Genomic DNA, 23,972 nt, shown 5'->3' on the forward strand with positions numbered 1-23,972 from the left:
CTTATGCTGACAGTATCGACACTGTCCCGCGAGGGTATCGCCATGAATCGCAACATTCTCGAGATCAGCTCCTATTCGCTGGTGCCGGGCATCGAGGAGAGCCAGTTTGTCCGCGCAGCGGACGACGCCATGAGCGTCCTGCGCCGGCAACGCGGCTTTCTCGCCCGCAGCATCGCGCAGGCAGAGGATGGCAGCTGGACGGAGATCGTCCACTGGCTCGATCGCGAATCCGCCCGCGCCGCCGGCGAGCGACTGGCCGGCCATCCCGACGCCGCCGCCTTCTCCGCCCTGATCGACCGGCCATCCTTCCAGAGCGGCTATTATCCCGTCGCCTATTCCGGCTGACCGGATGCGGCGCGCCGACCGCCTGTTCGAGATCGTCCAGGTGCTGCGCGGCGCCCGCCTCCGCACAGCGCAGGAGATCGCCGACACGCTCGAGGTCTCCGTCCGCACCGTCTATCGCGACATCGACGCGCTGGTGGCGACGGGCGTGCCCATCGAGGGCGAGCGCGGCGTCGGCTATGTGTTGCGCGGCACGCTGCTGCTGCCGCCCCTCGCCTTCTCCCAGGCAGAACTGGAAGGACTGGCGCTAGGCGCCCGTTTCGTCGAGGCCTGGGCCGATCCGGAGCTCGCGGCCGCCGTGCGCGAGGCGCTGGTCAAGATCGACGCCGTGCTGCCGGAATCCCGCCGCGGCGAGATCTGGCGCGATGCGGTGCAGGTGAATTCCCCTGCCCTGATCGGCGCGGCCAACGCGCAGCTAGCCCTGTTCCGCAAGGCGATCCGCCAGAAGCGCAAGATGCAGCTCAACTATCGCAGCGCCAGCGAGGCGCTGACCGAGCGCACGATCCGGCCGCTGGCGATCGAGGCCTGGGGCCATGCCTGGACGGCGACGGCCTGGTGCGAGCTGCGCGAGGATTTCCGCATGTTCCGCCTCGACCGCGTCATGGAGGCGAAGATGCTCGACGCCATCTTCCGGCCGGAGCCGGGCCGGACGCTGGCGGACTATCTGAAGCAGCTGCGGGAAGAGCGCAGCCATCAAGGAAAAACGTCATGAGCGACCGCCCAATCCGGCTGGTTCCGGGGATCGGCCCGACGACGGCCGGCTGGCTGGAAGCGGTCGATATCCGGTTCGAAAGCGATCTTCGCCGGATCGGCGCCGTCGAGGCCTATTGGCGCCTGAAGCATCGCGACCCGGACAGGGTCAGCCTCAATGCACTCTGGTGCCTGTACGCCGTCATCGAGGACATTCCGATGCGAGCTGTCGACGCGGAGACCAAGTCTCGCCTCCGCGCCCAACTCGATTCCGGCAATCCCTAGCGCGGGAACTCGATTCCCATCTCGCGGTAGCGCTCGGGGTCGTCGCCCCAGTTCTCGCGCACCTTGACGAACAGGAACAGGTGGACCGGCCGCTCGGCCATCTCCTGGATCTCCGTGCGCGCCGCCATCGAGATCGCCTTGATCGTCTCGCCGCGGTGGCCGATCACGATCTTCTTCTGGCCTTCGCGCTCGACATAGATCGTCTGCTCGATGCGGGTCGTGCCGTCCGGCAGGTCCTTCCAGAGTTCCGTCTCGACGGTCGACTGGTAGGGCAGCTCGTCATGCAGGCGCAGGAACATCTTTTCGCGCGTGATCTCGGCGGCGAGGTTGCGCATCGGCAGGTCGGAGATCTGATCCTCCGGATAGAGCCATGGGCCCTCCGGCACGCGCTGGGCCAGATAAGCCATCAGGTCGGTGCAGCCATGCCCCTTCAGCGCCGAGATCATGAAGGTCTGCTCGAACTTCACCGTCTGGTTGGCCTTGGCGGCCATCTCCAGCAGCGCCGTGTGCGGCACGGTATCGATCTTGTTGATGACGAGGATCTTCGGCTGGCCGACGGCGGCCACCTTGTCGAGGATCTGGGCCGTCTCGCTCTTCTGGAAGCGCTCGGCGTCGACCAGCACGCAAACGAGATCAGCGTCCTTGGCGCCACCCCAGGCGGTCTCCACCATCGCGCGATCCAGCCGACGCTTCGGCTGGAAGATGCCGGGCGTGTCGACGAAGATGATCTGCGAGGCGCCTTCCAGCGCGATGCCGCGCATGATGGCGCGCGTCGTCTGCACCTTGTGCGTGACGATCGAAATCTTGGTGCCCACCAGCTGGTTGAGGAGCGTCGACTTGCCGGCGTTCGGCGCGCCGATCAGGGCGACAAAGCCGCAGCGGGTCGCGGTCTCCTCGGAATTCACCAGGTCAGACGGCATGCGTTTCTTCTCTCCATACGCCTTGGGCCAGCAGCACGGCGGTCGCCGCCTTCTGCTCCGCCTCGCGCCGCGAACGGCCCGAACCGAGGACGGTCGGCATGCCCTCGATCTTCACTTCAACGGTAAAATGCGGCGCGTGGTCAGGCCCGCTCCGCTCTGCGATTGCATATTTCGGGGCGGCGAGGCCGCGTCCCTGGACCCATTCCTGCAGGGTCGTCTTGGCGTCCCGCAGCGGCCCGGTCCAGTTCAGCATGCGCTTGCGCCAGTGCGTCTCGATGAAGGCGCGCGCCGCCGGCAGGCCGCCATCGACGAAGATAGCACCGATCACCGCCTCGCACACATCGCCGAGGATCGCCGCCTTGCGGCGACCGCCCGACTGAACCTCGCCGCCCCCGAGACGGATCCAGTGGCCAAGATCGATATCGAGCGCCACCTCGGCACAGCTCTCGTTGCGGACAAGGCCGGTCAGCCGGCGCGCCAGCTCGCCCTCGTCGGCGTCGGGGAAGGCGGAGAGCAGCATGTCGGCGATCGCCAGCGCCAGCACCCGGTCGCCGAGGAATTCAAGTCGCTGATAGCTCTCGCCATGCGCCAGATGGCTCTCTGCCACGGCGCTGGCATGGGTCAGGGCCCGAACCAGATGGCCGCGATCGACGAACCGGTGACCGATCCTTTCTTCGAGACGCTGCAGCGGTTCTTCGGAAGCCAAGCTCAGATCACCTTGAAAATGCGGTCGAAACGAACGGTCCAGGGCCATTCCCAGAACTGCCAGGCCTTCGCCCCCTCGTCGACGGAGAAGAAGACCATGCCGGCACGGCCGACGAAATTCTCGAACGGCACATAGCCGACCGCTCCGAGAACGCGGCTGTCCGTCGAATTGTCCCGGTTGTCGCCCATCATGAAATAGTGGTCGGGCGGCACTTCATAAACAGGGGTGTCGTCGGAAAAACTGCGCGGATCGAGATCGAGCACGGTGTAGCTCACGCCGTTCGGAAGCGTTTCCCTGTAACGCGGCACATGCGTCTCGGTTCCGAACTCGTCGGTCGTTACGTAATCCTCGATCCGCTCCTTCGGCACGGCAGTCCCGTTCAGGTAGAGGACGCCGTTGATCATCTGCACCTTGTCGCCCGGCAGGCCGATCACGCGCTTGATGTAATCGACCGAGGGATCGCGCGGCAGCTTGAACACGGCGACGTCGCCGCGCTCCGGCGGCGTAGCCCAGATTCGGCCCGAGAACAGGTCCGGCGCGAAGGGGATCGAGTACTTGCTGTAGCCATAGGCATATTTCGAGACGAACAGATAGTCGCCGACCAGCAAGGTCGGCTTCATCGATCCCGAAGGAATATTGAAGGGCTGGAACAGGAAGGTTCGAACGATCAGCGCCAGGATGAGCGCATTGACGACGATCTTGACAGTCTCGCCCGTGCCGCCGCGCTCGGCCTTGTACTTTTCGCCCGCCACGCTCATGCGTCCTTCCGATCGATCCCGATTGCAACTCGCCTTCCAGCGGAGGTTGGTTCATACAGAGTCGGTGGCATCTGCGCAACGAGTGCACCCGCCCGAGATGGAATTTGCCGGGGCATCACCGGGCATCATCCGGACGGCGCCGCCGCCGCGCCGATCATACCGGGTTCGGCAGCGCCTCGATGATCACGAACGCCTGCGCGAGCGGGTAGTCGTCGGTGATCGTCAGGTGGATCGCGGCATGGTGGTTTTCCGGCAGCATGCGCGCCAGCTGCGCCGCCGCCCCGCCCGTCAGCGCCATGGTAGGCTTGCCGCTCGGCAGGTTGACGACTCCCATGTCGCGCCAGAAGACGCCATGGTTGAGCCCGGTTCCGAGCGCCTTGGCGCAGGCCTCCTTGGCGGCGAAGCGCTTGGCATAGGAGGCGGCGCGCTGGGCGCGCCGGTCGGACTTCTTCTGCTCGATCTCGGTGAAGACGCGCTCGGTGAAGCGCGCGCCGAAGCGCTCCAGCGTCTTCTCGACGCGGCGGATATCGATCAGGTCGCTGCCGAGGCCGATGATCACGAGCGGGCATCCACGGCGTTGCGGGCCTCGTCCATCAGCGCGCGCATGGTGCGGATGGACTGGTCGAGGCCGACGAACACCGCCTCGCCAATCAGGAAATGGCCGATATTGAGCTCACGGATCACCGGGATCGCGGCGATCGGCTTGACCGTGTCGTAGGTGAGGCCGTGACCGGCATGGATCTCAAGGCCGAGACCGGCGCCGTAATGCGCGGCGTCCTCGATCCGGGCGCGCTCGCGCTCGAACGCCTCGGGGCTCTCGTCGATGGCCTCGCAATAGGTGCCGGTGTGCAGTTCCACCACCGGCGCGCCGAGGGCGACGGCGGCGTCGATCTGGCGACGGTCGGCGGCGATGAAGAGCGACACGCGGATGCCGGCGGCGCCGAGTTCGAGCACCATCGGCTGCAGATGCGCCAGTTGGCCGGCGGCGTCGAGGCCCCCCTCGGTCGTCCGCTCCTCGCGCCGCTCCGGCACGATGCAGACCGCATGCGGGCGCTGGCGCAGGGCGATCTCGACCATTTCGCGCGTCGCCGCCATCTCGAAGTTCAAAGGCAGGGCGATCTCGGCCCGCAACCGCTCGATGTCGCTGTCGATGATGTGGCGGCGATCCTCACGCAGATGCGCCGTGATGCCGTCGGCGCCGGCCGATACCGCTACCTTCGCCGCCCGCACCGGATCGGGATGCACGCCGCCCCGCGCATTGCGGATGGTCGCGACGTGATCGACGTTGATTCCAAGGCGCAGTTCATTGCGGACGGTCACGGCAGATTCCCCTCTCGAAGATGATCGCTACTTACCATGCAGCGCCTGGCGACGCACGGCGAAGCGATGCCGGCGCGATGACTGGAAGCCCTGCGCGGCGAAATAGACGAGAACATAGGAGATTCCGCCCAGCACCAGGGCGAGCGGCACGGCGCCGACCAGCATCGGCTCCATGATCGGCCAGATTTCGCGCCATGATTCGGTCAGCAGCTTGTGGCGGAGGTCGTGGAAGCCGAGCCGCTCCGGCGACTGCCCGAACCAGCCGAGGACCAGGCTGCCGGTCTCGTAGGTGCCGACCCAGATCAGGGGAAAGGTCAGCGGATTGCCGATCGTCGTGCCGAGCACGGCCGCAAGCACATTGCCGCGAACGAGGAAGGCGACGGCGAAGCAGAGCAGATAGTGGAAGCCGATGAAAGGCGTCATCGCCAGCGCCACGCCGGCGGCGAAGCCCGCCGCGATCGAATGCGGCGAGCCCGAGAGGCGCAGCAGGCGCTTGACGTAATAGCGGATCGCGCGCTTCCAGCCGCCCTTCGGCCACATGAAGTGGTTCAGCTTCTGGTGAAACTTGAGCGGACGGCGACGACGAAAGAGCATGATCTAGGCTTAGACGCCTCGGGGGGAGTCTCAGGCGAGACTGCGGCTGCCCGGCTTGACGGGCGGGATGGCGGCGAGTTCCGGCGGCAACTGATCGGCCGGATAGGCCGGAACCTTGTAGCGGGTCAGCGAGATCAGCGGCACGCCGACCTCGGCCTCGCCGTCGGAGCGGTCGATCAGGCAGGCGGCGGCGACGACATCGCCACCAATCGCGCGGATGGCGGTGATGGTCTCGCGGATCGACAGGCCGGTGCTGACGATGTCCTCGACGACCAGGATCTTCGCGTTCGCCGGCAGCTCGAAGCGGCGCAGGCGGAACTCGCCCTGCTCGCGCTCGACCCACATCGCCGGCACACCGAGATGGCGCGCCGTCTCGTAACCCGGGATGAGACCGCCCAGCGCCGGCGACACGACGAGATCGAACTCGATGCCGGCCTCGCGGATCTTCGCCGCCAGCGCCTTGCACAAGCGCTCGGTCCGGTCCGGATACATGAAGACACGGGCCTTCTGCAGGAAGATCGGGCTGCGCAGCCCGGAGCTCAGAATGAAATGCCCCTCGAGCAATGCGCCGGATTCGCGGAAGACATCGAGGATTTCGGCTTGGTTCATTCTATGTCCAGTCCAGGTCTTGTCGTGGCGGCGGCCGTCAGGCGTTGACGCGGCTCGCCGCGCTCACGACGTGGCGTTCGCGGAGGTCGCTCAAAAGGCGATTGAGGTGCTTCAGATCCCACACTTCGAGGTCGATGACCAGTTCCGAGAAGTCCGGCGCGCTCTTCACGATCCGCAGATTCGAGATGTTGCCGTCATTGTCGGCGATGATCTGGGCGATCTGCGCCAGCGTGCCGGGCTCGTTGATCGCCGTCACCTCGATGCGGGCCGGGAAGCGCTCGCGATGGGCGGCGTCGATGTCCCAACGCACGTCGAGCCAGCGGTCCGGCTCGTCGTCGAACTCCTTCAGCGCCGGCGACTGGATTGGATAGATGGTGATCCCCTCGCCGGGCGTCATGATGCCGACGATACGGTCGCCCGGCACAGCTCCGGCATCGGGCGCGAAACGGACCGGCATATCGCCATGCAGGCCGCGGATCGGGATCGCCGGCAGCTCCGCCTGCGTCTCGCCCGTCGGGACGCGGAACATCATTCCCGAGCCCTTCTTGAGGCCGAACCAGCCCGGTTCGCCGCCGGTGCCGTTGCCGCCCTTCGGCACGGCCGCGCGCTCTTCTTTGTGGTCGGGATAGACAGCCTTCAGGACGTTGACGGACGGGATCTCGCCGCGCCCGACAGAAGCGAGCATGTCCTCGATGTTCTGCTGCGCGAGGCGTGGCAGCGCCGCCTTCAGCCGGTCCTCGGAGAAGTCGCGGCCGGCGCGCTCGAAGGCGCGCTCGACGATCTTGCGGCCGAGGCCGGCATATTGCTTGCGGATCGCCGTGCGGGCGGCGCGGCGGATCGAGGCGCGCGCCTTGCCGGTAATGGCGATCGATTCCCAGGTCGGCGGCGGCACCTGCGCCTTGGAGCAGATGATCTCGACCTCGTCGCCATTGTGCAGCTCGGTCGTCAGCGGCATCATGCGGCCATTGATCTTGCAGCCGACGCAGGTATCGCCGATGTCGGTGTGCACCGCATAGGCGAAGTCGATCGGCGTCGCGCCGCGCGGCAGCGCGATCAGGCGGCCCTTCGGCGTGAAGCAGAACACCTGATCGTGGAAGAGCTCCAGCTTGGTGTTCTCCAGGAACTCTTCCGGCGTGTCGCCCTCGGCCAGCATCTCGACGGTGCGGCGCAGCCAGGTATAGGCGCGGCTCTCGTCGGAGAGGTTGCCGTTGCCCTTGTCCTTGTAGAGGGCATGGGCGGCGATGCCGTATTCGGCGACGTCGTCCATCTCGCGCGTGCGGATCTGCAGCTCGACGCGCTGGCGGCCGGGGCCGACCACGGTGGTGTGGATCGAGCGATAGTCGTTCTGCTTCGGCGTCGAGATATAGTCCTTGAACCGGCCCGGCACGGTCGGCCAGGTGGTGTGGACGATGCCGAGCGCCGCATAGCACTCCGCCGTCGTGTCGAGGATGACGCGGAAGCCGATGATGTCGGAAAGCTGCTCGAACGAGATCGCCTTCCGCTCCATCTTACGGAAGATCGAATAGGGGCGCTTGGTGCGGCCGAAGACCTTCGCCTTCATGCCGTGCTTCTCGAGCTTGTCGCGCAGGTCCTTCTCGATCGCCTCGATCAGGCTCTCGCTGCGCGAGCGCACTTCGGCGAGGCGACTGGTGACGGCGAGATGCGCCTCCGGGTTGACGACGGCGAAGGCGAGCTCCTCGAGCTCCTCGCGCATGTCGTGCATGCCCATGCGGCCGGCCAGCGGCGCATAGATCTCCAGCGTCTCCTCGGCGATCCGGCCGCGCTTCTCCTCCGGCATGAAGTGGAGCGTGCGCATGTTGTGAAGCCGGTCCGCGAGCTTCACCAGGAGGACGCGCACATCCTCGGAGATGGCGAGCAGCAGCTTACGGAAATTCTCCGCCTGCGCCGCCTTCTTGGTCACCAGGTCGAGGCGCTTGATCTTGGTGAGGCCCTCGACCAGCCGGCCGATATCCTCGCCGAACATTCCGTCGATCTCGGAGCGCGTCGCGTCCGTGTCCTCGATGGTGTCATGCAGCAGCGCGACCGCGATGGTGGCGTCGTCGAGCTTCAGGTCGGTGAGGATGCCGGCGACTTCGAGCGGATGCGAGAAGTAAGGGTCGCCATTGGCGCGCCGCTGCGAGCCATGCTTCTGCATGGCGTACACATAGGCCTTGTTCAACAGCCCCTCGTCGGCCTGCGGATTGTACCGCTGGACTCGCTCGAGGAGTTCATACTGGCGCATCATGGCGCTATTTCCGAAGGCGCGCGAATAGGCCGGGCAGAACCCGGCCAGAAGACTATCCGTTCATATAGGATAGCGAACGCGGCCAAGCGACAAGCGCTTTGGCCGGATCCGGAGCGTCGGCTCTTAGAAATCGTCCTGCTTGTCGGGCGGGACCATGTTCTCGAGGCCGCGCAGCAGGTCTTCTTCCGACATGCGGTCGAAGGCGACGCCGTTGTCCTCCTCGGCCGAATCCTCGGCGAGAAGCTGCAGGTCCTGCTCGGGCTCGTCGACCTCGACATACTTCTGCAAGGAATGGATCAGGTCTTCCTTGAGATCGTCGGGGTGAACGGTCTCGTCGGCGATCTCGCGCAGCGCAACGACGGGGTTCTTGTCGTTGTCGCGGGCAACCGTCAGCGGCGAGCCGCTGGCGATCATGCGAGCGCGATGGCCGGCAAGGAGCACCAGTTCAAAGCGGTTCTCGACCTTGTCGACGCAATCTTCCACGGTGACGCGCGCCATGTCAGGTCTCCTGTTCGGGAAAGGCTGGGGTTCAAGCGCGCATGAATAAGAGCGCGGCCGATGGATTGCAAGAGAATATGCAGCCGGCTCGCCCCAAGCGCGCGCCCGGGATGCCGTCAACAGGCGTCCGCAACCGCACACGCCGAATTGTTTACGCACCCGGCGACGACGATATATTGATGCGGAATTGCCTCCTTCGAGTCGGCCCGTTTGGGCCCTAGCATTCCGCATTTCATTTTCACCGACCGGATATTTTAAAATGTTTGACGCTCGCGAAAAGATCGCCCTGTTCATCGATGGCGCAAATCTCTACGCCACCGCCAAGTCCCTCGCCTTCGACATCGATTACAAGAAGCTGCTCGGCGAATTCCAGAGCAAGGGCTACCTGATGCGCGCCTATTATTATACGGCGCTGTCGGAGGACCAGGAATATTCGTCGATCCGGCCGCTGATCGACTGGCTCGACTATAACGGCTACACAGTCGTCACCAAGCCGACGAAGGAGTTCTTCGACGCCGCCGGCCGCCGCAAGGTCAAGGGCAACATGGATATCGAACTGGCCGTCCATGTCATGGAAGTGGCCGAATATGTCGACCATGTCGTGCTGTTCTCCGGCGACGGCGATTTCCGCTCGCTGGTCGAGGCGGTGCAGCGCAAGGGCCGCAAGGTTTCGGTCGTTTCGACGCTGGCCACCCAACCGCCGATGATCGCCGACGAACTGCGCCGGCAGGCGGACCATTTCATCGACCTCGTCACCCTGCAGAACCGCATCGGCCGCGACCCGGCCGAGCGCGCCCATCGCAGCGTCGAGCGCCAGCAGGTCAGCGGCGGCTTCGACGACGGCTTCGAGGACGAGATCTGAGCCGGACCGTGCCGCTCTCCGCAGCCGATCCCGGGCGCGATTGCCCGCTGTGCCCGCGCCTCGTCGCCTTCCGCGAGGAATGGCGATCGAAGGAGCCGGGCTGGAACAACGCGCCCGTCCCCTCCTTCGGCGTCGACGACGGCCGGCTGCTGATCGTAGGCCTGGCGCCGGGGCTTCGCGGCGCCAACCGGACCGGCCGGCCCTTCACCGGCGACTATGCCGGCGACCTGCTCTACCAGACCATGCTCGACTTCGGCTTCGCGCGCGGCGTCTTCGAGGCGCGGCCGGACGACAGCCTGACACCGATCGACACGGCGATCACCAACGCCGTCCGCTGCGTGCCGCCGGAGAACAAGCCGACCACGGGCGAGATCGGCGCCTGCCGCCCCTTCCTGACCGCGACGGTGGCGGCGATGCCCCGGCTGCGCGCCGTCATCGCCCTCGGCAAGATCGCGCATGACAGCGTCGTCGTTGCCCTCGGCGAACGCATGTCGCGCCATAAATTTGGGCATCGCGCGCGGCATAACATCGGCGAACTTAGTATTTTCGACAGCTACCACTGCTCGCGCTACAACACGAACACCGGCGTCCTCACGCCGGAGATGTTCCGGGACGTCTTCTCCGACGTACGCGAATTCCTCGATTCCGACGCGCGCTGACGCAACCGACGCTTAGTCCTCCGCCCCATAGATCGCGCCCACCCGGCAACGGACGGCACGGGCCTGACCTGCAAATGCGCGCCCCTTCCCTGTCGGAAATCCAAGCTTTCTGACGTTTCGGCTCGACCCATCGCCGGCGTGCCTGGCGACGCAATCCGGCGTCGGCGCCCGCCGAAGCTTGTCCGAAGCGGCGCCTCACCACCCTTGCGTGTCCGATCATTCGCAAGCCGGCTCTTATTCACACCCCGGCCGAAGCCGGGTTCCGCACGGGCCTCCGGGGCTTTCCAACCTCCCCAAACGCCCCTTGTCGCAAATTAGCAACTCAAGCTTACAATCATGACTCCATATCGGAGATCTGGCTGTTTTTGAGTTACGTGAATCATCTGCATCGGTAAGTTCAACTCACTTTCGACGAGTGATTTGGAGAAAGTCCTGTCCGTTTCCCATGGGGGGTCGCGGACAGCTCATTGGCTGGGGGAACGAGGCCCGGAAACGCCCGTTCGGCGCGCTGGCGACAGTGTGGACCGAGGGCAGGCTGGCGCCTTCCGATCCCCTGACAACTAGAGGTCAGGTTATGAACTTTAAGTCCCTTCTGCTCGGCTCGGCCGCAGCAATCGTGCTCGCCGGCGGCGCCCAGGCTGCCGATCTGACGATCGCCGAGCCGGTCGACTACGTGAAGGTCTGCGACGCGTTCGGCGCAGGCTTCTTCTACTCCCCCGGCACCGACACCTGCATCAAGGTCGGCGGCTACGTCGAGTTCGGCACCTCGTTCGGCGGCGGCGACTTCGGTGGCCTGAACAGCTCGAACAACAACTGGGGCAACTTCTACACCGAAGTCTCGATCCAGCTGACGGCTTCGTCGGTCACCGAATACGGTAACCTGACCGGCTTCATCGACATGCGCGCCAAGACGGCCAACAAGGGCGGCGAGACGGGCACGTTCTCCGACCTGGTCAACGAGTCGACCAACTCGGCTTACGTCGACAGCGCCTACCTCGAGCTGGGCCCGATCAAGGCTGGTTACTTCACCTCGCTGTTCGACTTCGGCCGCGGCTATGACGACACCGGCATGTTCGGTTCGGATTCGACCACCGACCACATCCAGCTGACCTACGCCGTCAACGGCTTCGGCCTGGCCCTGTCGATCGAAGACCAGCGTGATCGCGGCGCCTACGGCAACGCCATCATCAACGGCGTCGACGCCGGCAACGAGAACATCCCGGACATCATCGCAGCCCTGACCTATACCTCGGGCATCTTCAGCGCGAAGGTCGCCGGCGCCTACACGAACTCGGCGATCGACTACATCACGCTCGAGGGCCAGGACGGCTGGGCGATCGGCGGCGGTCTCGAGATCGCTCTCGACAGCTTCTCGGCAGGCGACCGCTTCTTCGTGTCGGCAGCCTACGGCGACAACGCCAACTCGTTCACCGGCATCTCCGGCGGCACCTCGGTCGCTGGCGCCATCGGCGACTTCGACAACAGCTTCGCATCCGGCACCGGCTCGAGCTGGAGCGCGCTGGCTTCGTACAAGCACGTCTGGACCCCGCAGCTGTGGTCGTCGCTCTCGGGCGGCTACGCGAGCTTCGACGGCTCCGACAGCCTGAACGACGTGTCGCTCGACGCATGGCGCGTTGGCTTCAACACCGCCTACACCCCGGTCAAGGGCCTCGACCTGGTCGCCGACGTCTTCTACACGGACGTCGACGTCAAGGACGCTGGCGTGAGCAATTCGGGCGACTCCTGGACTGCCAACCTGTTCCTGCAGCGCCACTGGTAATCCCAGGACGCCTCGGCGATTTCGTGTCCGGCGGGGTCTGTCCGCCGGACACACGAAAGCCCCGCTTCGGCGGGGCTTTTTGTTGGCCGCATCGCGGCTCCCGCGCCAGCGGACAAGAGGCCGACGACAAAAAGCCCGACCGCAGGGCGGCCGGGCTTTCGAATGTTCAGTCCGATGAGGGAAAGAGGGCTTCAGCCCTTGTCGCGCATCAGGCGGCCCTTCTCGCGGGTCCAGTCGCGTGCCTTCTCGCTCTGGCGCTTGTCGTGCAGCTTCTTGCCGCGCGCGAGCGCGATCTCGACCTTCGCCCGCCCCTTCTCGTTGAAGTAGATCTTGAGCGGCACGACGGTCATGCCCTCGCGCTGCACGGCCTGCGCCAGCCGTGCGATCTCCTTCTTGTGCAGCAACAGCTTTCGCGGCCGCCGGGTCTCGTGGTTGAACCGGTTCGCCTCGAGATATTCGGGGATATAGGCGTTGAACAGCCAGACCTCGCCGCCCTTCTCGGCCGCATAGGATTCACCGATCGTGCTGCGCCCGCCGCGCAGCGACTTGATCTCCGTGCCGGTCAACTGGATGCCGGCCTCGTAGGTCTGGCCGATCTCGTAGTCGAAACGGGCGCGACGGTTGTCGGCGGCGAGCCGGTAGCGCGGATCGCCCGTGCCGCTGCTCATGGATTCAGTCCCTTAGTTGACCAGCCCCGCATGCGCCATCGCGCTGCGGATGATCGTCTTGGTCGATTCGGTAATGCCGACGAGCGGCAGGCGAACGCGATCCTCCATGCGGCCGAGCAGCGACAGCGCATACTTGACGCCGGTCGGGTTCGGCTCGACGAAGATGGCGCTGTGCAGCGGCATCAGGCGGTCCTGGTAGGCGAGCGCCTTGGCGAAGTCGCCGGCCATGCAGGCTTCCTGGAATTCGGCGCAGAGGCGCGGCGCGACATTCGACGCGACCGAGATGCAGCCATGGCCCCCATGCGCCATAAAGCCGAGCGCCGTGCCGTCCTCGCCCGAAAGCTGCAGGAAGTCCGGGCCCATGGCATGGCGCTGCAGGCTGACGCGGTCGAGCTTGGCCGTCGCATCCTTGACGCCGACGATGTTCTTCAATTCGAACAGCCGCGCCATCGTCTCCACCGACATGTCGATGATCGAGCGCGGCGGGATGTTGTAGATGATGATCGGAATGCCGATGGCGTCATTGATCGCCTTGTAGTGCTGGTACAAGCCTTCCTGGTTGGGCTTGTTGTAGTAGGGCGTGACGACGAGCACGGCGTCCGCGCCGGCCTTCTCGGCGTGGCGGGCAAGGTCGATCGCCTCGGCGGTGTTGTTGGAACCGGCGCCGGCGATCACCGGCACGCGCCCGGCGGCGACCTCGATGGTCACCTCAACGACACGCTTGTGCTCGGCATGCGAAAGGGTCGGGCTCTCGCCGGTCGTGCCGACCGGAACGAGGCCGTGCGTGCCCTCGGCGATCTGCCAGTCGATGAAGGAACGCAACGCATCCTCGTCGACCGAGTCCTCCCGCATGGGGGTGACCATGGCCGTGATCGAACCCTTGAACATCGCGCGCTTCCACCTTTTGCCGTCAATTGGCCGAAATCCGCGCCGAATATGCTCGATGGCGGCCTCGTCCAACATGTTCCGTTTTGCCGTAGCTTGGGCGGCGAACATAATCGTTGCCCATGAGCAGGGCAAGAACCCGAACAGCGGTCCGGGCCTGCGTCAAGCCTTTGTTCACCATGGCGACCGTAAGGTCGAAATTGACGAAACGGGCGCCGCGCAAGGACGCCATTCATCGAGACGAAACTTGCCGGCCCGGATGCCTCCTGCAGGCGGGCGTGTAAAGACAACGAGTGAGGAAGACATGGTCAGGAAAGCGGATCGCAGCTTGCAGCGTCGCATCGGAATGCTGACGCAGGTGGCAGCATGCGCCCTGATCAGTCTCGGGATCATGGGCGACGCGCTCGCCCAGTCGGTCCCGGTTCCGCGCTCCAATCCAAGCCGCGATGCCGCCACCGACGACATCACGACGGCAGCCATCACCCCGGTCGCCAAGCCCTCCCGCCCCTCGAAGGCGGGCGTCGCCTCGCCGGCGAACGACCTCGTCGAGAGCTTTTCTCCCAACCAGCTAGGCCTCGAGGCCGCGCTGAAGCTGATCGACAGCGGCCAGATCGGCAAGGCGCAGGCGCTGGCCCGCATGATGCCCGACCGCACCAACCAGAGCATCGTCTCCTGGCTGGTGGCGCAGAGCGGCAGCCCTGACGTCTCTGTCTCGCAGATCACCCAGGTGACGATGGAGCTGCCGGACTGGCCGGGCCAGGCGCTGCTGCGCCGGCGCGCCGAGCAGGCGCTGCTGCGGATGAAGGCTGACCCCGCAACCGTCATCGCGGCCTTCGGCGGCACACAGCCGGGTTCGGACGAAGGCCTGCTGCTGCTGGCGCGCGCCTATGTGAAAGCGGGCCGCACCGCCGACGCCGCTGCCCTCGTCCGCCCGAAATGGCGCAAGGATTCCTTCTCGCAGAGCACGGAAGCGACGTTGCTCTCCGAGTTCGGCTCGCTGCTTACGACGGCCGATCACAAGGCGAGGATGGACAAGTTCCTCTACGATAACGATGCCGACGAGGGCCTCGCCGTCTCCAAGCTCCTGGATGGCGATCAGCGCCAGCTGGCCGCTGCCCGCGCCGCCGTCATCCGCAAGTCGAAGAATGCCGGCGACCTGCTGGCGAAAGTCCCCGCCCGCCTCAAGAAGGATCCGGGCTACATCTATTCGAAGGTCCAGTACCTGCGCCGCGGCGAGAACTACAAGGAAGCCGCGGCCCTGATGCTGACCGCGCCGCGCGACGGCGCCGCGCTCGTCGATCCCGACGCGTGGTGGATCGAGCGCCGGGTGCTCTCGCGCGAATTGCTCGACCTCGGCAACGCCAAGCTCGCCTACAAGCTGGCGGCCGAGCACGCGGCGGAATCGAGCACCAACCAGGCCGACGCCGAATTCCACGCTGGCTGGTACGCGCTCCGCTTCCTGAACAATCCCGCCGTCGCCCGCCGCCATTTCCAGGCGATCCAGCAGGCGTCGACCATGCCGCTCAGCCAGTCGCGCGCCGAATACTGGCTCGGCCGCACGGCCGAGGCGCTCGGCGAACGGGGCGAGGCGCAGGCGCAGTACCGTCTTGCCGCCGCCTATCCGACCACCTTCTACGGCCAGCTCGCCTCGGCGAAGCTCGGCATGAAGCAGCTGGTCCTGTCGTCGCCGCCGGCCTCCGACAGCGCGACACGCCAGCGCTTCAACAGCCGCCCGATGGTGCAGGCGGCCCAGCGCCTGGCCGCGGCCGGCTATCCGGATCGCGCCCGCCTGTTCTATGTCCGCCTGGCGGAGACGCTGACCAACCCGACCGAGGTAGCGCTCCTCGCCCAGATGGCCGAGAAGCGCGGCGATCACCAGCTGGCGCTGCAGGTCGGCAAGAAGGCCTATACGCGCGGCCTGCCGGTCGAAACGCTCGCTTTCCCGACCGCCGCCATCCCTCGGACGGTCAAGACGACGAGCATCGAGAAATCGATCGTCTACGCGATCGCCCGCCAGGAGAGCGCCTTCAATCCGGGCGCGGTCAGCCATGCCGGCGCGCGGGGCCTGCTCCAACTGATGCCGGCAACGGCGAAGGTAGTCGCCAAGGCGGCCGGCCTGCCCTATTCGCTCGACCGCCTGACCAGCGACGCCGGCTACAACGCCACCATCGGCGCGGCGCACCTGGCCGAACTCGTCGGCGGCTTCAACGGCTCCTACATCATGTCGTTCGCCGCCTATAACGCGGGCCGCAGCCGCGTGACGCAATGGACCCGGCAATATGGCGACCCGCGCGACCCGAGCGTCGACGCGGTCGACTGGATCGAGCGGATCCCGTTCTCCGAGACCCGCAACTACGTCATGCGCTGCATGGAGAACCTGCAGGTCTATCGCGCCCGGCTGGGCGAACCGGCCCTCGTCATCAATCGCGACCTCAATCGCGGCGGCCGCGGCTAAACCTACGCCGCATTCCTGACACTGCAGGCGCCTGGCCCGTCGAACTGGCGGGCCGGTGCCCGCACGCCTTCAAGCCGCCTACGAAGCCCCCGCAGACACGCGGGCAGGCCGAAGGGGCTCTAGGATTCGGCGCCCTCTTCAGGAGCGATTGTACCGGCCTCAGGCGCCGGCGTGGATGCCTCGTCCGCCTTGACCTGCCGGCTCCCAGGCGCCCGCCTCGGCCTGCGGGCCGGAGATTTCTTGCGACGCAGCGGCGCGTCGCCGCCTTCTGTCCGCTTCGCCTTGCTCGTGGACTTGCCCTTGGCCTTGGCAGGCGCCTTGACCGGCACCTCGATCGGCAGGTCCGAGCCGGCGAAATGAACCGCCTGGCCGACCCAGTCCTTGGCGGCGGGCCCATCGCCCGCGCCGAGATAGGCGGCGATCCAGGCAAGCTCCTGCGGCGTCCAGGAAGCAATCTGGCTGAAATGGAAGACACCGACCTGCCCGAGCTTCGCGGCATGGCGCTTGGTGACGCCGCGGATCAGGAAAAGCGGGTCGGCCCGGCCATTGCGCGGCGCGTACAGGGGGATCGGACGGAAACCGGCCGCATCGGCGCGCGCGATGGCCTCGGCCTGGTTCGGCGATGCGGCGGCCTCGGCCCGCGTCGGCTCAAGCCTAGCCGGCGCCGGCGCGTGAAGGACGGAAGGCAGCATGATCGGATCGATTTCGGCCACTTCGGCGCGCGGGGTCTCGTTCCGATAGGGCGCCGGTTCGTCGAGATCAATCAGGACGTGGCCGAAATCGGGCGGCGGCACGGGAACCGTCTGCGGCAGGACCACGGGCACCGCGCCTCGCCAGGGCAGCAGCCGCCATTCGAGCCAGCGGATGACGCGGTCGATGCCGCGGATCAGCCGCGCCTGCGGCCGGCCGAGCGCGGTCAGCGAAATGGCGCGCTGGGCGATCGAGCCGGCGAGCGCGCCGAGCACGAAGCAGGCCGCCAGCGTGAGCCAGACTTCGGCCGCGTGGAGGATCATGAGCCCGCCTCCCCCTCGCCGGCCGTGTCCGGCGAACGCCGGCGCGCCGAACCCATCGCCCACCAGCCGATCACGAAGCCGAGCAGGCCGGCCGCGACGAGGAAGGGGACGTAATGGACGATCACATAAGCCATTCCCGCCTCCTCACTGCCCGACGATGCCGAATTCGATACGGCGGTTCTGCGCGCGGCCCGACGCCTTCGAATTAGAGGCGATCGGACGGCTGCCGCCATAGCCGACCGGATTGAGGCGCTCGCGGCGAACGCCGTCAGCGACCAGATGGTTGACGACTGCATTGGCGCGCTCGACGCTCAGTGCCTGGTTCTTGCGGGTGCCGCCGGAGGAATCCGTGTGCGCGCCGATCTCGACGGTCGCCACGGGACAACGCTGGATGATGGCGGCGATGCGATCGAGCAGGCCATAGCTGCTCGGCAGGATGCGCGCCGTCGCGCCGTCGAAATCCACCTTCTCACGCTCGCTCTCGGTCCGGAGCGCCGCCTGGCATTCCGAACCCGAAAGCGGCTCTCCGCCGACGGCCACCATCAGCGACGGCGCCAGCTCGAACCCGTCGGGCAGATCCGCGCGCACCGTCGCCTCGATGGCGTTGCGCGCGCCCTCCGAGACCGCGACGCCGGAAAGCGAAAGCTTGCTGTCGACCAGGTCGAAGCGCCCCCCCTGTAACCGGCTGATCGCCTGCAGCGCCGTATCGACCGCGTCGACGAAACCGTCCGGCGCGCCGCCGGCGAGCAGCAGGCGCAGCTCGATCCGGTCCGGGCCGAATTTCGGCCGCGCCGCCGCGATGATCTTCTGCACCACCTCGTCGGTCGGGACGTAACCGCTCAGCGTCAGCACCTCCGGCGTGCGCGCCGCCGCGAAAACGAAGGGCGAGACCGCTCCGGGAGACACCGCCTGGCGACGAAGCTCCATGCTGGCCGGCAGCGTCTTCTTCAGCGCCTCGAGCAGGCTGGAATAGGCCGAGGTCGAAATCGCCTCGCCGACGATGTCGTATTTGCGCCCGGTCAGCGCCACCGAGCCCTTCTCGAGCAGGGAGAGTTGCTCGAGCGCGTATTTGAGGGCGCCAATCCAGTCCATCCTGGGGTCGCCATCGGCGATCCGGACATGGTCGGTGATGGCGACATCCGGAAAAAGCCGCGTCGCCGCTCCCATCACGTCGTCATGCGCCTGCAGCGACGGGACATAGCCTGTGAGCACGAGGGCTTCCGGGGTCCGGTCTGCCCGCCAGACATACGGATCCACCCGCGCCGGCAGCAGGTCGACCGAGCCTATACCGACGCCGATCGCCCGCTTGCTGCGGCGCGCCTCGATCTCGGCGAGCGCCATCTCGTAATCGGCGACGGTCTTGGCCTTGCCCTCGATCGAGAGCTTCGATCCGTCAATCGTAACGGTGCCGGCGCTCAGCCGCGCCATCTGGTAGGCGGCGAAGACCGCCGCATAGGAGAAGCCGTCCGGCCCGCCCGAGGCGAGTTGCGTCAGGTCGATCATCGGCACGCCGGGCAGCGCCACCGCCAGCGCGTCGGAAATATCGCGCCGCACCGCGACGGACGGAACGAAGCCGGTCTGCTCGACCGACTTGCCGTCATAGGTGACGGTCCAGGTGAACGACCGGCTGAGCGGCGGCAGAACGCGGACATTGCGGAACTGGCCGCCGCCCGGCGCGCCGCCGGCGATCGCGCGCGCCGCCGACGCGAAGCGGGCATCGTCGGCCGCGGTTCCATCGATCGACAGGTTGTTGCCGGTCAGCGTCACGCTTCCCCCGGCGAGTTCCGCCACGCGGCGGAGCGCGAAATCCGTCAGCACGAGGAAGCCGACCGGCTGGCCGCGCGCCAGCACGAGATCGTCCTCGATGGCGAGTGTCGGCAGTTCGCGGCTCGCGGTCGCGAGCACGGCGATCTTTGCCTCTTCCGAGGGAACGAAACCGCTGATGTGAAGGCGGTCGGGCTCGCGCGTCGCCGACCAGGTGTAGGGCGCCTGCAGCGGGATGATGCCGCTGCCGTCGACGACGCGGGCGACGCCCCAGACGCGCTCGGCCGATTCGACCGCCAGTCGCTGGGCGAGAAGCGTCGGCGAGGTGCCCATGACGGTGACGGTGCGGCCGCTGATCCCTGCCGAGGCCCAGGGCTGGCCGTCGAGCGCGAGCTGCTGGTCGACGCGGGCGCCGATGTCCGATTCGACCTTTCCCGCCGTGCTGACGAGCGCGGAGATCGCCAGGATGGTCACCAGGACGAGGCCGGGGATGAAGCAGAGCCGCCAGGCGCTCATGGTGACGTACCGGCCGCAAAGCGGCAGCGAGCCGCGCGACGCAACCCAGACAACCAGCCAACCAGGGCCCGTTGAACCGAGCTGCGCGTCATAGCTTCTCCTTCCGGCCGCCCAAGCCGACCGCCCCTTGGGCGGTTGGGGCGACAGACGAATGCAGGAGACGATTCAGACCGCATTCGCGATCCCGCCGCAAGCAATCGAACGCCTAATCCCCGGCAAGCTGCCGGGGAATGACGAGGGAGATAGCGTGTGTTGCCGGAATGTCAGCGCCGGGCGGCGGCGCTACTGGACGAACTGGGGATTCTTGCCCATCCAATCCTCGGCCATGGCAAGCGCCGTGCGGCGCTCCGTCTCGGTCGCGACCGAGAAGGCCTGCTCCTGCAGCTTCATGATCCAGGGATCGGTGGTGCCGGAGCGATCGCGGGCAATGGTCAGGAACATGAGCCCGACGACCGGCTGGCGCTTGACGCCGTCGCCCTCGAACAGCATGTGGCCGAGCAGCGCCTGGGCGCCGACATTGCCCTTGTCGGCCGAGAGCTTGGCCCAGCGGGCCGCCTGGCGCGGATCGCGATCGCCGTCCTCGCCGTCATAGTACATGCGGGCGAGGTTGAGCTGGGCGTCCGAGTCGCCGAAATACGAGGCGGCGTAGGAGAACATCTGCCGGGCGCGGCTGAAATCCGGCTGGATCGAAGAATTGGGAATGCCGTCGCGATAGTAGGAACCGAGCGCCACGAAGGCGTTCGACACGAAGCGGGCGGACGGCGCGTCGGGATTGTCGTCGGCATGGGCGTCGGCAATCTCGCTGAACAGCTCGAACGCCTTCATATCGTCCTTGGTCAGGCCGTCGCCTTCGGCATACATGCGCCCGAGCTTCCACTGCGCGACGGCGTGGCCCTTGTCGGCCGCATAAGTCAGCGCCTCGACCGCGGTCGACTTGTCGCCTTGCTTGTAGGCGTTGAAGCCGAAGCGGAACGCCTCGCCCGGCGAGGCGTTGCGGTCCAGCGTCCTGGCGTCGAGCGCCAGCGCCTGCCCCGACCAAGAACCAAGGCCGGCGAGCACGCTGATGCAGAAGAGGGCGGCGCCGCCGAGCGCGTTACACATTCGCATTGTACGCCACACATTCCTGACGCTCGCGCCCACCGGCGGCCGCTTGGCCGCCAGGGTCGTCGAAGCGAAGTTCCCAGCTTGATCCGCGACAGCGCGGAGATTTCGATTTCCCGAAATATGGAATTGGTTTCGGGCGAATCCGAGGCCGATACAGGCGCGTTCTACTATTCGCGCCATCACAGCTACGTGTGCCCTTGAAGACCAACGAGAATTTTTACCGACAATACGCAAGGTTTGTCCTATCCGCCCCCGGATGAAGAGGACGGTCGTTCGACTTTATGGCTGAAAGGCGGCAATTGGGGCCGCTGGCCGTCCCCGCCGGCGGGTTGGTTTCAGACTGTTGCCAGACCGCAACATGGAATCGTGAGGCCCCGGCCAGACTCGCAAAACGCGAATCTTCTCACCACCTTGGCTGCCATCGGCCGAAGCATCGCGGCGAGCCGGTGCCCAGTCGAACAAATGAGGAACACACTCGCGCCGGGTCCCGGGGCGTGGCAAAATTCGATCTTGATTCGCCGCCTCGACCGCGCCATTGAGCGACCTCACAGTTACGGATGACCATGGCAGAGACCGACGACCTTTTCGGATCCGGTGCAACCGCACGAGCGATCAAGCCCGAAGCCGCACCGCGCGAAGCCCCCGCCGCCCGGCGCGCCGCCGCGCCCGCGCCGCCCTCCGAAACCAGCTATTCGGCCGCCGACATCGAGGTTCTCGAAGGACTCGAGCCGGTGCGCCGCCGCCCCGGCATGTATATTGGCGGCACCGACGAGAAGGCGCTGCACCATCTCTTCGCCGAGGTGATCGACAACTCGATGGACGAGGCCGTCGCCGGCCACGCGACCTTCATCGACGTCGAGCTCTCCGCCGATGGCAGCGTCACCGTGACCGACAATGGCCGCGGCATCCCGGTCGACCCGCATCCGAAGTTCAAGGACAAATCCGCGCTCGAAGTCATCATGACGACGCTGCATTCGGGCGGAAAGTTCGACTCGAAGGTATACGAGACCTCGGGCGGCCTGCATGGCGTCGGCATCTCGGTCGTCAACGCGCTGTCGGAATCGCTTGAAGTGGAAGTCGCGCGCGGCAAGCGCCTCTACCGCCAGACCTTCTCGCGCGGCCATGCGACCTCGAAGCTGGAGATGGTCGGCGAGGTCCATAACCGCCGCGGCACCCGCACCCGCTTCAAGCCGGACGAGCAGATCTTCGGCGTCGGCGCGCATTTCCGCCCCGAGCGGATCTTCGCCATGACCCGCTCGAAAGCCTATCTGTTCGGCGGTGTCGAGATCCGGTGGTCCTGCGCGCCGGAGCTGCTCAAGCCGGATGCGGCGACCCCGCCCACGGCGGTGTTCCACTTCCCGGCCGGCCTCAAGGATTTCCTGGCGGCCGAACTCGACAACGAGAAGCTGATCACCAGCCAGATCTTCGCCGGCCGGACCGACAAGGCGAGCGGTCACGGCGCGGCGGAATGGGCGATCGCCTGGTATCCGGGCGACGGCTTCGTCCGCTCCTATTGCAACACCATTCCGACGGCCGAGGGCGGCACGCATGAACAGGGCCTGCGCATGGCCCTGCTGCGCGGCCTGAAGTCCTATGCCGAGTTGACCGGCAACAAGCGCGCCGCCGCGATCACCGCCGAGGACGTGATGACGTCCTGCGCGGCGATGCTCTCGGTGTTCGTGCGCGAGCCGGAATTCGTCGGCCAGACCAAGGACAAGCTCTCCACCGCCGAGGCGACGCGCATCGTCGAGAAGGCGATGGGCGATCCGTTCGACCATTGGCTGACGGCCGCCCCGCAGGAAGCGTCGCGTCTGCTCGACTGGGTGATCGAGCGCGCCGAGGAGCGGCTGCGCCGCCGGCAGGAGAAGGAAGTCAACCGCAAGACGGCGGTGCGCAAGCTGCGCCTGCCCGGCAAACTCGCCGATTGCAGCCAGACCGCCGCGCAGGGCAGCGAGATCTTCATCGTCGAGGGCGATTCCGCAGGCGGCTCCGCCAAGCAGGCACGCAACCGCACCAGCCAGGCCGTGCTGCCGCTGCGCGGCAAGATCCTGAACGTCGCCAATGCCGGCCGCGAGAAGATGGCGCAGAACCAGCAGCTCGCCGACCTGATGCAGGCGCTCGGCGTCGGCGCGCGCAGCCATTACCGCGACGACGACCTGCGCTATGACAAGGTCATCATCATGACCGACGCCGACGTCGACGGCGCGCACATCGCCTCGCTGCTGATCACCTTCTTCTATCGCGAGATGCCGGCCCTGATCGAAAAGGGCCATCTCTACCTCGCTGTGCCGCCGCTCTACCGCATCAGCCAGGGCGGCAAGACGCTCTATGCGCGCGACGACCGGCACAAGGAAGAGTTGCTGGCGACCGAGTTCAAGGCCAAGGGCAAGGTCGAGATCGGCCGTTTCAAGGGCCTCGGCGAGATGCTGCCCGGACAGCTCAAGGAAACGACGATGGAGCCCAGCAAGCGGACGCTGCTTAGGGTCGGCATCGTTGACGGCGAGATCGCGCTTACGCAGGATGTCGTCGAGCAACTGATGGGCAACAAGCCGGAAGAGCGCTTCCGCTTCATCCAGGAGCGCGCGGTCTTCGCCAAGGAACTCGACATCTGAGCGGCCGCGCCGCCGCTCGGCAGATTGACCGGTCGATGGAGCCTGGCTCCATGCCTTGCGATCCCGCCACGGCGGGGGCGCATCCCAGGGAGGTTCTCCGATGATCCGCACGCTTCTCGCCGCCTGCATCCTGACCGCGGCCGCCGTCGCACCGCTACGCGCCGACACGGTCGAGGACAGCATTTCGCAGCTCGCGCCCTCAGTGCAGGACGTGCGCACGGTCGGCGCCTGGGAGAAGGACGGCCACAAGGGCTTCTATCGGGTTGTCGTTCTGCGGAGCGGCCCCGAGCCGACGGCGCGGCTTTTCGTCCAGTGGCTGGAGCGCGGCGCCGACGGCGCCGTCACGGTCGCGCGCAATGTCGACATCAAGGAGATGGCCGACCTCAAACGCAATATCGGCGATTTCGTCATCGAGACGGATGCTGACGGCCTCAGCATCTTCCTGGAGTTGCTGGATCCGGCGGCGAGCGGCGCCAAGGAGAGCTACGAACTCTTCATCGGCGACGACGAGAGCTACCGTTTCGGCCCCGCGAGCAACTAGAAACCGGGCCTCAGCGACGGCAGGATTCGGCCATTCGTCGCGAAACAATTGACAAGTCCATGCAAAAGCTCGTATTTGCGTGCATCTTTCATCGATGGTGACGGGCTTCTTGCCGTCCCGTCGGGCTTTGGGCCCCTTTTCAAAAC

Annotated in this window: 24 protein-coding genes; 9 read left to right on the plus strand and 15 right to left on the minus strand. The window is 66.4% G+C overall.

Features of this window, described 5'->3' with window-relative positions:
- Positions 1-42: 42 nt before the first annotated feature.
- The 3 genes from WFK98_RS09765 to WFK98_RS09775 are packed head-to-tail and all read left to right on the plus strand — an operon-like array spanning position 43 to position 1,317.
- The gene (locus WFK98_RS09765) at positions 43-345 is read left to right on the plus strand and encodes a hypothetical protein (protein ID WP_266337812.1); all 303 of its coding nucleotides are present in this window, start codon (positions 43-45) and stop codon (positions 343-345) included.
- 4 nt (positions 346-349) lie between these two features.
- Positions 350-1,054 carry a helix-turn-helix transcriptional regulator gene (locus WFK98_RS09770; RefSeq protein WP_336800079.1) on the plus strand — a complete coding sequence of 235 codons (705 nt, stop codon included), beginning with the start codon at positions 350-352 and terminating at the stop codon, positions 1,052-1,054.
- The gene (locus WFK98_RS09775) at positions 1,051-1,317 is read left to right on the plus strand and encodes a TfoX/Sxy family DNA transformation protein (RefSeq protein WP_336800080.1); all 267 of its coding nucleotides are present in this window, start codon (positions 1,051-1,053) and stop codon (positions 1,315-1,317) included. Before WFK98_RS09770 ends, WFK98_RS09775 begins: the two co-directional genes overlap by 4 nt.
- Here the strand turns inward: WFK98_RS09775 and era are convergent.
- The 9 genes from era to rpoZ all read right to left on the minus strand — a co-directional run bounded on the left by era (position 1,314) and on the right by rpoZ (position 8,967).
- A complete protein-coding gene (gene era / locus WFK98_RS09780) occupies positions 1,314-2,237 on the minus strand; it encodes a GTPase Era (RefSeq protein WP_266337815.1) in 924 nt (307 codons plus the stop codon). The two genes, WFK98_RS09775 and era, sit on opposite strands and share 4 nt — an antisense overlap.
- On the minus strand, positions 2,227-2,925 hold the full coding sequence (gene rnc, locus WFK98_RS09785) for a ribonuclease III (protein ID WP_266338191.1): 699 nt from the start codon (positions 2,923-2,925) through the stop codon (positions 2,227-2,229). The genes era and rnc overlap by 11 nt, the downstream gene beginning before the upstream one ends.
- Positions 2,926-2,945: 20 nt before the next feature.
- Positions 2,946-3,701, minus strand: a complete 756-nt coding sequence (lepB, locus tag WFK98_RS09790) for a signal peptidase I (protein WP_266337816.1) — start codon at positions 3,699-3,701, stop codon at positions 2,946-2,948.
- A gap of 154 nt (positions 3,702-3,855) precedes the next feature.
- Positions 3,856-4,260, minus strand: a complete 405-nt coding sequence (gene acpS, locus WFK98_RS09795) for a holo-ACP synthase (RefSeq protein ID WP_266337817.1) — start codon at positions 4,258-4,260, stop codon at positions 3,856-3,858.
- A complete protein-coding gene (locus tag WFK98_RS09800) occupies positions 4,257-5,021 on the minus strand; it encodes a pyridoxine 5'-phosphate synthase (RefSeq protein WP_336800082.1) in 765 nt (254 codons plus the stop codon). The genes acpS and WFK98_RS09800 overlap by 4 nt, the downstream gene beginning before the upstream one ends.
- Positions 5,022-5,048: 27 nt before the next feature.
- Complete coding sequence (locus tag WFK98_RS09805; RefSeq protein WP_266337819.1) at positions 5,049-5,615, minus strand: DUF2062 domain-containing protein; 567 nt, start codon at positions 5,613-5,615, stop codon at positions 5,049-5,051.
- 30 nt (positions 5,616-5,645) lie between these two features.
- The gene (pyrE, locus tag WFK98_RS09810; RefSeq protein ID WP_266337820.1) at positions 5,646-6,224 is read right to left on the minus strand and encodes an orotate phosphoribosyltransferase; all 579 of its coding nucleotides are present in this window, start codon (positions 6,222-6,224) and stop codon (positions 5,646-5,648) included.
- Positions 6,225-6,261: 37 nt separating this feature from the next.
- Complete coding sequence (locus tag WFK98_RS09815; RefSeq protein WP_266337821.1) at positions 6,262-8,469, minus strand: RelA/SpoT family protein; 2,208 nt, start codon at positions 8,467-8,469, stop codon at positions 6,262-6,264.
- Between the two features lie 123 nt (positions 8,470-8,592).
- The gene (gene rpoZ, locus WFK98_RS09820; RefSeq protein WP_266337822.1) at positions 8,593-8,967 is read right to left on the minus strand and encodes a DNA-directed RNA polymerase subunit omega; all 375 of its coding nucleotides are present in this window, start codon (positions 8,965-8,967) and stop codon (positions 8,593-8,595) included.
- Between the two features lie 259 nt (positions 8,968-9,226).
- On the opposite strand from rpoZ, the gene WFK98_RS09825 reads away from it, so the two are divergent.
- The 3 genes from WFK98_RS09825 (at position 9,227) to WFK98_RS09835 (ending at position 12,268) form a co-directional block, all read left to right on the plus strand.
- Positions 9,227-9,829 carry a LabA-like NYN domain-containing protein gene (locus WFK98_RS09825; RefSeq protein ID WP_266337823.1) on the plus strand — a complete coding sequence of 201 codons (603 nt, stop codon included), beginning with the start codon at positions 9,227-9,229 and terminating at the stop codon, positions 9,827-9,829.
- Between the two features lie 8 nt (positions 9,830-9,837).
- Positions 9,838-10,488, plus strand: a complete 651-nt coding sequence (locus WFK98_RS09830) for a uracil-DNA glycosylase (protein ID WP_336800083.1) — start codon at positions 9,838-9,840, stop codon at positions 10,486-10,488.
- Between the two features lie 574 nt (positions 10,489-11,062).
- Positions 11,063-12,268 carry a porin gene (locus WFK98_RS09835; RefSeq protein ID WP_266337825.1) on the plus strand — a complete coding sequence of 402 codons (1,206 nt, stop codon included), beginning with the start codon at positions 11,063-11,065 and terminating at the stop codon, positions 12,266-12,268.
- A 191-nt stretch (positions 12,269-12,459) separates the two neighbouring features.
- On the opposite strand, the gene smpB is transcribed toward WFK98_RS09835, so the two are convergent.
- On the minus strand, positions 12,460-12,936 hold the full coding sequence (gene smpB, locus WFK98_RS09840; RefSeq protein WP_266337826.1) for an SsrA-binding protein SmpB: 477 nt from the start codon (positions 12,934-12,936) through the stop codon (positions 12,460-12,462).
- 12 nt (positions 12,937-12,948) lie between these two features.
- Positions 12,949-13,824, minus strand: a complete 876-nt coding sequence (gene dapA, locus WFK98_RS09845; RefSeq protein ID WP_266337827.1) for a 4-hydroxy-tetrahydrodipicolinate synthase — start codon at positions 13,822-13,824, stop codon at positions 12,949-12,951.
- Positions 13,825-14,149: 325 nt separating this feature from the next.
- Between dapA and WFK98_RS09850 the strand changes: the two genes are divergently transcribed.
- On the plus strand, positions 14,150-16,276 hold the full coding sequence (locus WFK98_RS09850; protein ID WP_336800084.1) for a lytic transglycosylase domain-containing protein: 2,127 nt from the start codon (positions 14,150-14,152) through the stop codon (positions 16,274-16,276).
- Positions 16,277-16,395: 119 nt separating this feature from the next.
- Here the strand turns inward: WFK98_RS09850 and WFK98_RS09855 are convergent, their stop codons facing one another.
- The 4 genes from WFK98_RS09855 to WFK98_RS09870 all read right to left on the minus strand — a co-directional run bounded on the left by WFK98_RS09855 (position 16,396) and on the right by WFK98_RS09870 (position 20,676).
- Positions 16,396-17,289 (minus strand): hypothetical protein, encoded by an 894-nt coding sequence (locus tag WFK98_RS09855; protein WP_336800085.1) that lies wholly within the window; start codon positions 17,287-17,289, stop codon positions 16,396-16,398.
- Positions 17,286-17,423 carry a hypothetical protein gene (locus tag WFK98_RS09860; protein WP_266337830.1) on the minus strand — a complete coding sequence of 46 codons (138 nt, stop codon included), beginning with the start codon at positions 17,421-17,423 and terminating at the stop codon, positions 17,286-17,288. The genes WFK98_RS09855 and WFK98_RS09860 overlap by 4 nt, the downstream gene beginning before the upstream one ends.
- Positions 17,424-17,433: 10 nt before the next feature.
- Complete coding sequence (locus tag WFK98_RS09865; protein ID WP_336800086.1) at positions 17,434-19,569, minus strand: OmpA family protein; 2,136 nt, start codon at positions 19,567-19,569, stop codon at positions 17,434-17,436.
- Positions 19,570-19,851: 282 nt separating this feature from the next.
- Positions 19,852-20,676: a tetratricopeptide repeat protein gene (locus WFK98_RS09870; RefSeq protein WP_336800087.1), complete on the minus strand. Its 825-nt coding sequence runs from the start codon at positions 20,674-20,676 to the stop codon at positions 19,852-19,854.
- A gap of 560 nt (positions 20,677-21,236) precedes the next feature.
- Here WFK98_RS09870 and parE point away from each other — a divergent pair.
- Together parE and WFK98_RS09880 are read left to right on the plus strand one after the other, a co-directional pair.
- Positions 21,237-23,285, plus strand: a complete 2,049-nt coding sequence (gene parE / locus WFK98_RS09875; RefSeq protein WP_336800088.1) for a DNA topoisomerase IV subunit B — start codon at positions 21,237-21,239, stop codon at positions 23,283-23,285.
- Between the two features lie 100 nt (positions 23,286-23,385).
- On the plus strand, positions 23,386-23,826 hold the full coding sequence (locus WFK98_RS09880; protein ID WP_336800089.1) for a hypothetical protein: 441 nt from the start codon (positions 23,386-23,388) through the stop codon (positions 23,824-23,826).
- Positions 23,827-23,972: the final 146 nt, after the last annotated feature.

It is taken from the genome of Kaistia sp. MMO-174 (assembly GCF_037147815.1).
Lineage (GTDB): Bacteria > Pseudomonadota > Alphaproteobacteria > Rhizobiales > Kaistiaceae > Kaistia > Kaistia nematophila.

Coding starts and splice junctions, on each gene's coding strand:
- WFK98_RS09880 (WP_336800089.1), top strand. CDS start 23,386: ATGATCCGCACGCTTCTCGCCGCCTGCATCCTGACCGCGGCCGCCGTC.
- WFK98_RS09835 (WP_266337825.1), top strand. CDS start 11,063: ATGAACTTTAAGTCCCTTCTGCTCGGCTCGGCCGCAGCAATCGTGCTC.
- pyrE (WP_266337820.1), bottom strand. CDS start 6,224: ATGAACCAAGCCGAAATCCTCGATGTCTTCCGCGAATCCGGCGCATTG.
- lepB (WP_266337816.1), bottom strand. CDS start 3,701: ATGAGCGTGGCGGGCGAAAAGTACAAGGCCGAGCGCGGCGGCACGGGC.
- parE (WP_336800088.1), top strand. CDS start 21,237: ATGGCAGAGACCGACGACCTTTTCGGATCCGGTGCAACCGCACGAGCG.
- WFK98_RS09805 (WP_266337819.1), bottom strand. CDS start 5,615: ATGCTCTTTCGTCGTCGCCGTCCGCTCAAGTTTCACCAGAAGCTGAAC.
- smpB (WP_266337826.1), bottom strand. CDS start 12,936: ATGAGCAGCGGCACGGGCGATCCGCGCTACCGGCTCGCCGCCGACAAC.
- WFK98_RS09815 (WP_266337821.1), bottom strand. CDS start 8,469: ATGATGCGCCAGTATGAACTCCTCGAGCGAGTCCAGCGGTACAATCCG.
- rpoZ (WP_266337822.1), bottom strand. CDS start 8,967: ATGGCGCGCGTCACCGTGGAAGATTGCGTCGACAAGGTCGAGAACCGC.
- WFK98_RS09775 (WP_336800080.1), top strand. CDS start 1,051: ATGAGCGACCGCCCAATCCGGCTGGTTCCGGGGATCGGCCCGACGACG.
- WFK98_RS09855 (WP_336800085.1), bottom strand. CDS start 17,289: ATGATCCTCCACGCGGCCGAAGTCTGGCTCACGCTGGCGGCCTGCTTC.
- WFK98_RS09865 (WP_336800086.1), bottom strand. CDS start 19,569: ATGAGCGCCTGGCGGCTCTGCTTCATCCCCGGCCTCGTCCTGGTGACC.
- WFK98_RS09870 (WP_336800087.1), bottom strand. CDS start 20,676: ATGCGAATGTGTAACGCGCTCGGCGGCGCCGCCCTCTTCTGCATCAGC.
- WFK98_RS09770 (WP_336800079.1), top strand. CDS start 350: ATGCGGCGCGCCGACCGCCTGTTCGAGATCGTCCAGGTGCTGCGCGGC.
- WFK98_RS09825 (WP_266337823.1), top strand. CDS start 9,227: ATGTTTGACGCTCGCGAAAAGATCGCCCTGTTCATCGATGGCGCAAAT.
- WFK98_RS09765 (WP_266337812.1), top strand. CDS start 43: ATGAATCGCAACATTCTCGAGATCAGCTCCTATTCGCTGGTGCCGGGC.
- dapA (WP_266337827.1), bottom strand. CDS start 13,824: ATGTTCAAGGGTTCGATCACGGCCATGGTCACCCCCATGCGGGAGGAC.
- era (WP_266337815.1), bottom strand. CDS start 2,237: ATGCCGTCTGACCTGGTGAATTCCGAGGAGACCGCGACCCGCTGCGGC.
- WFK98_RS09860 (WP_266337830.1), bottom strand. CDS start 17,423: ATGGCTTATGTGATCGTCCATTACGTCCCCTTCCTCGTCGCGGCCGGC.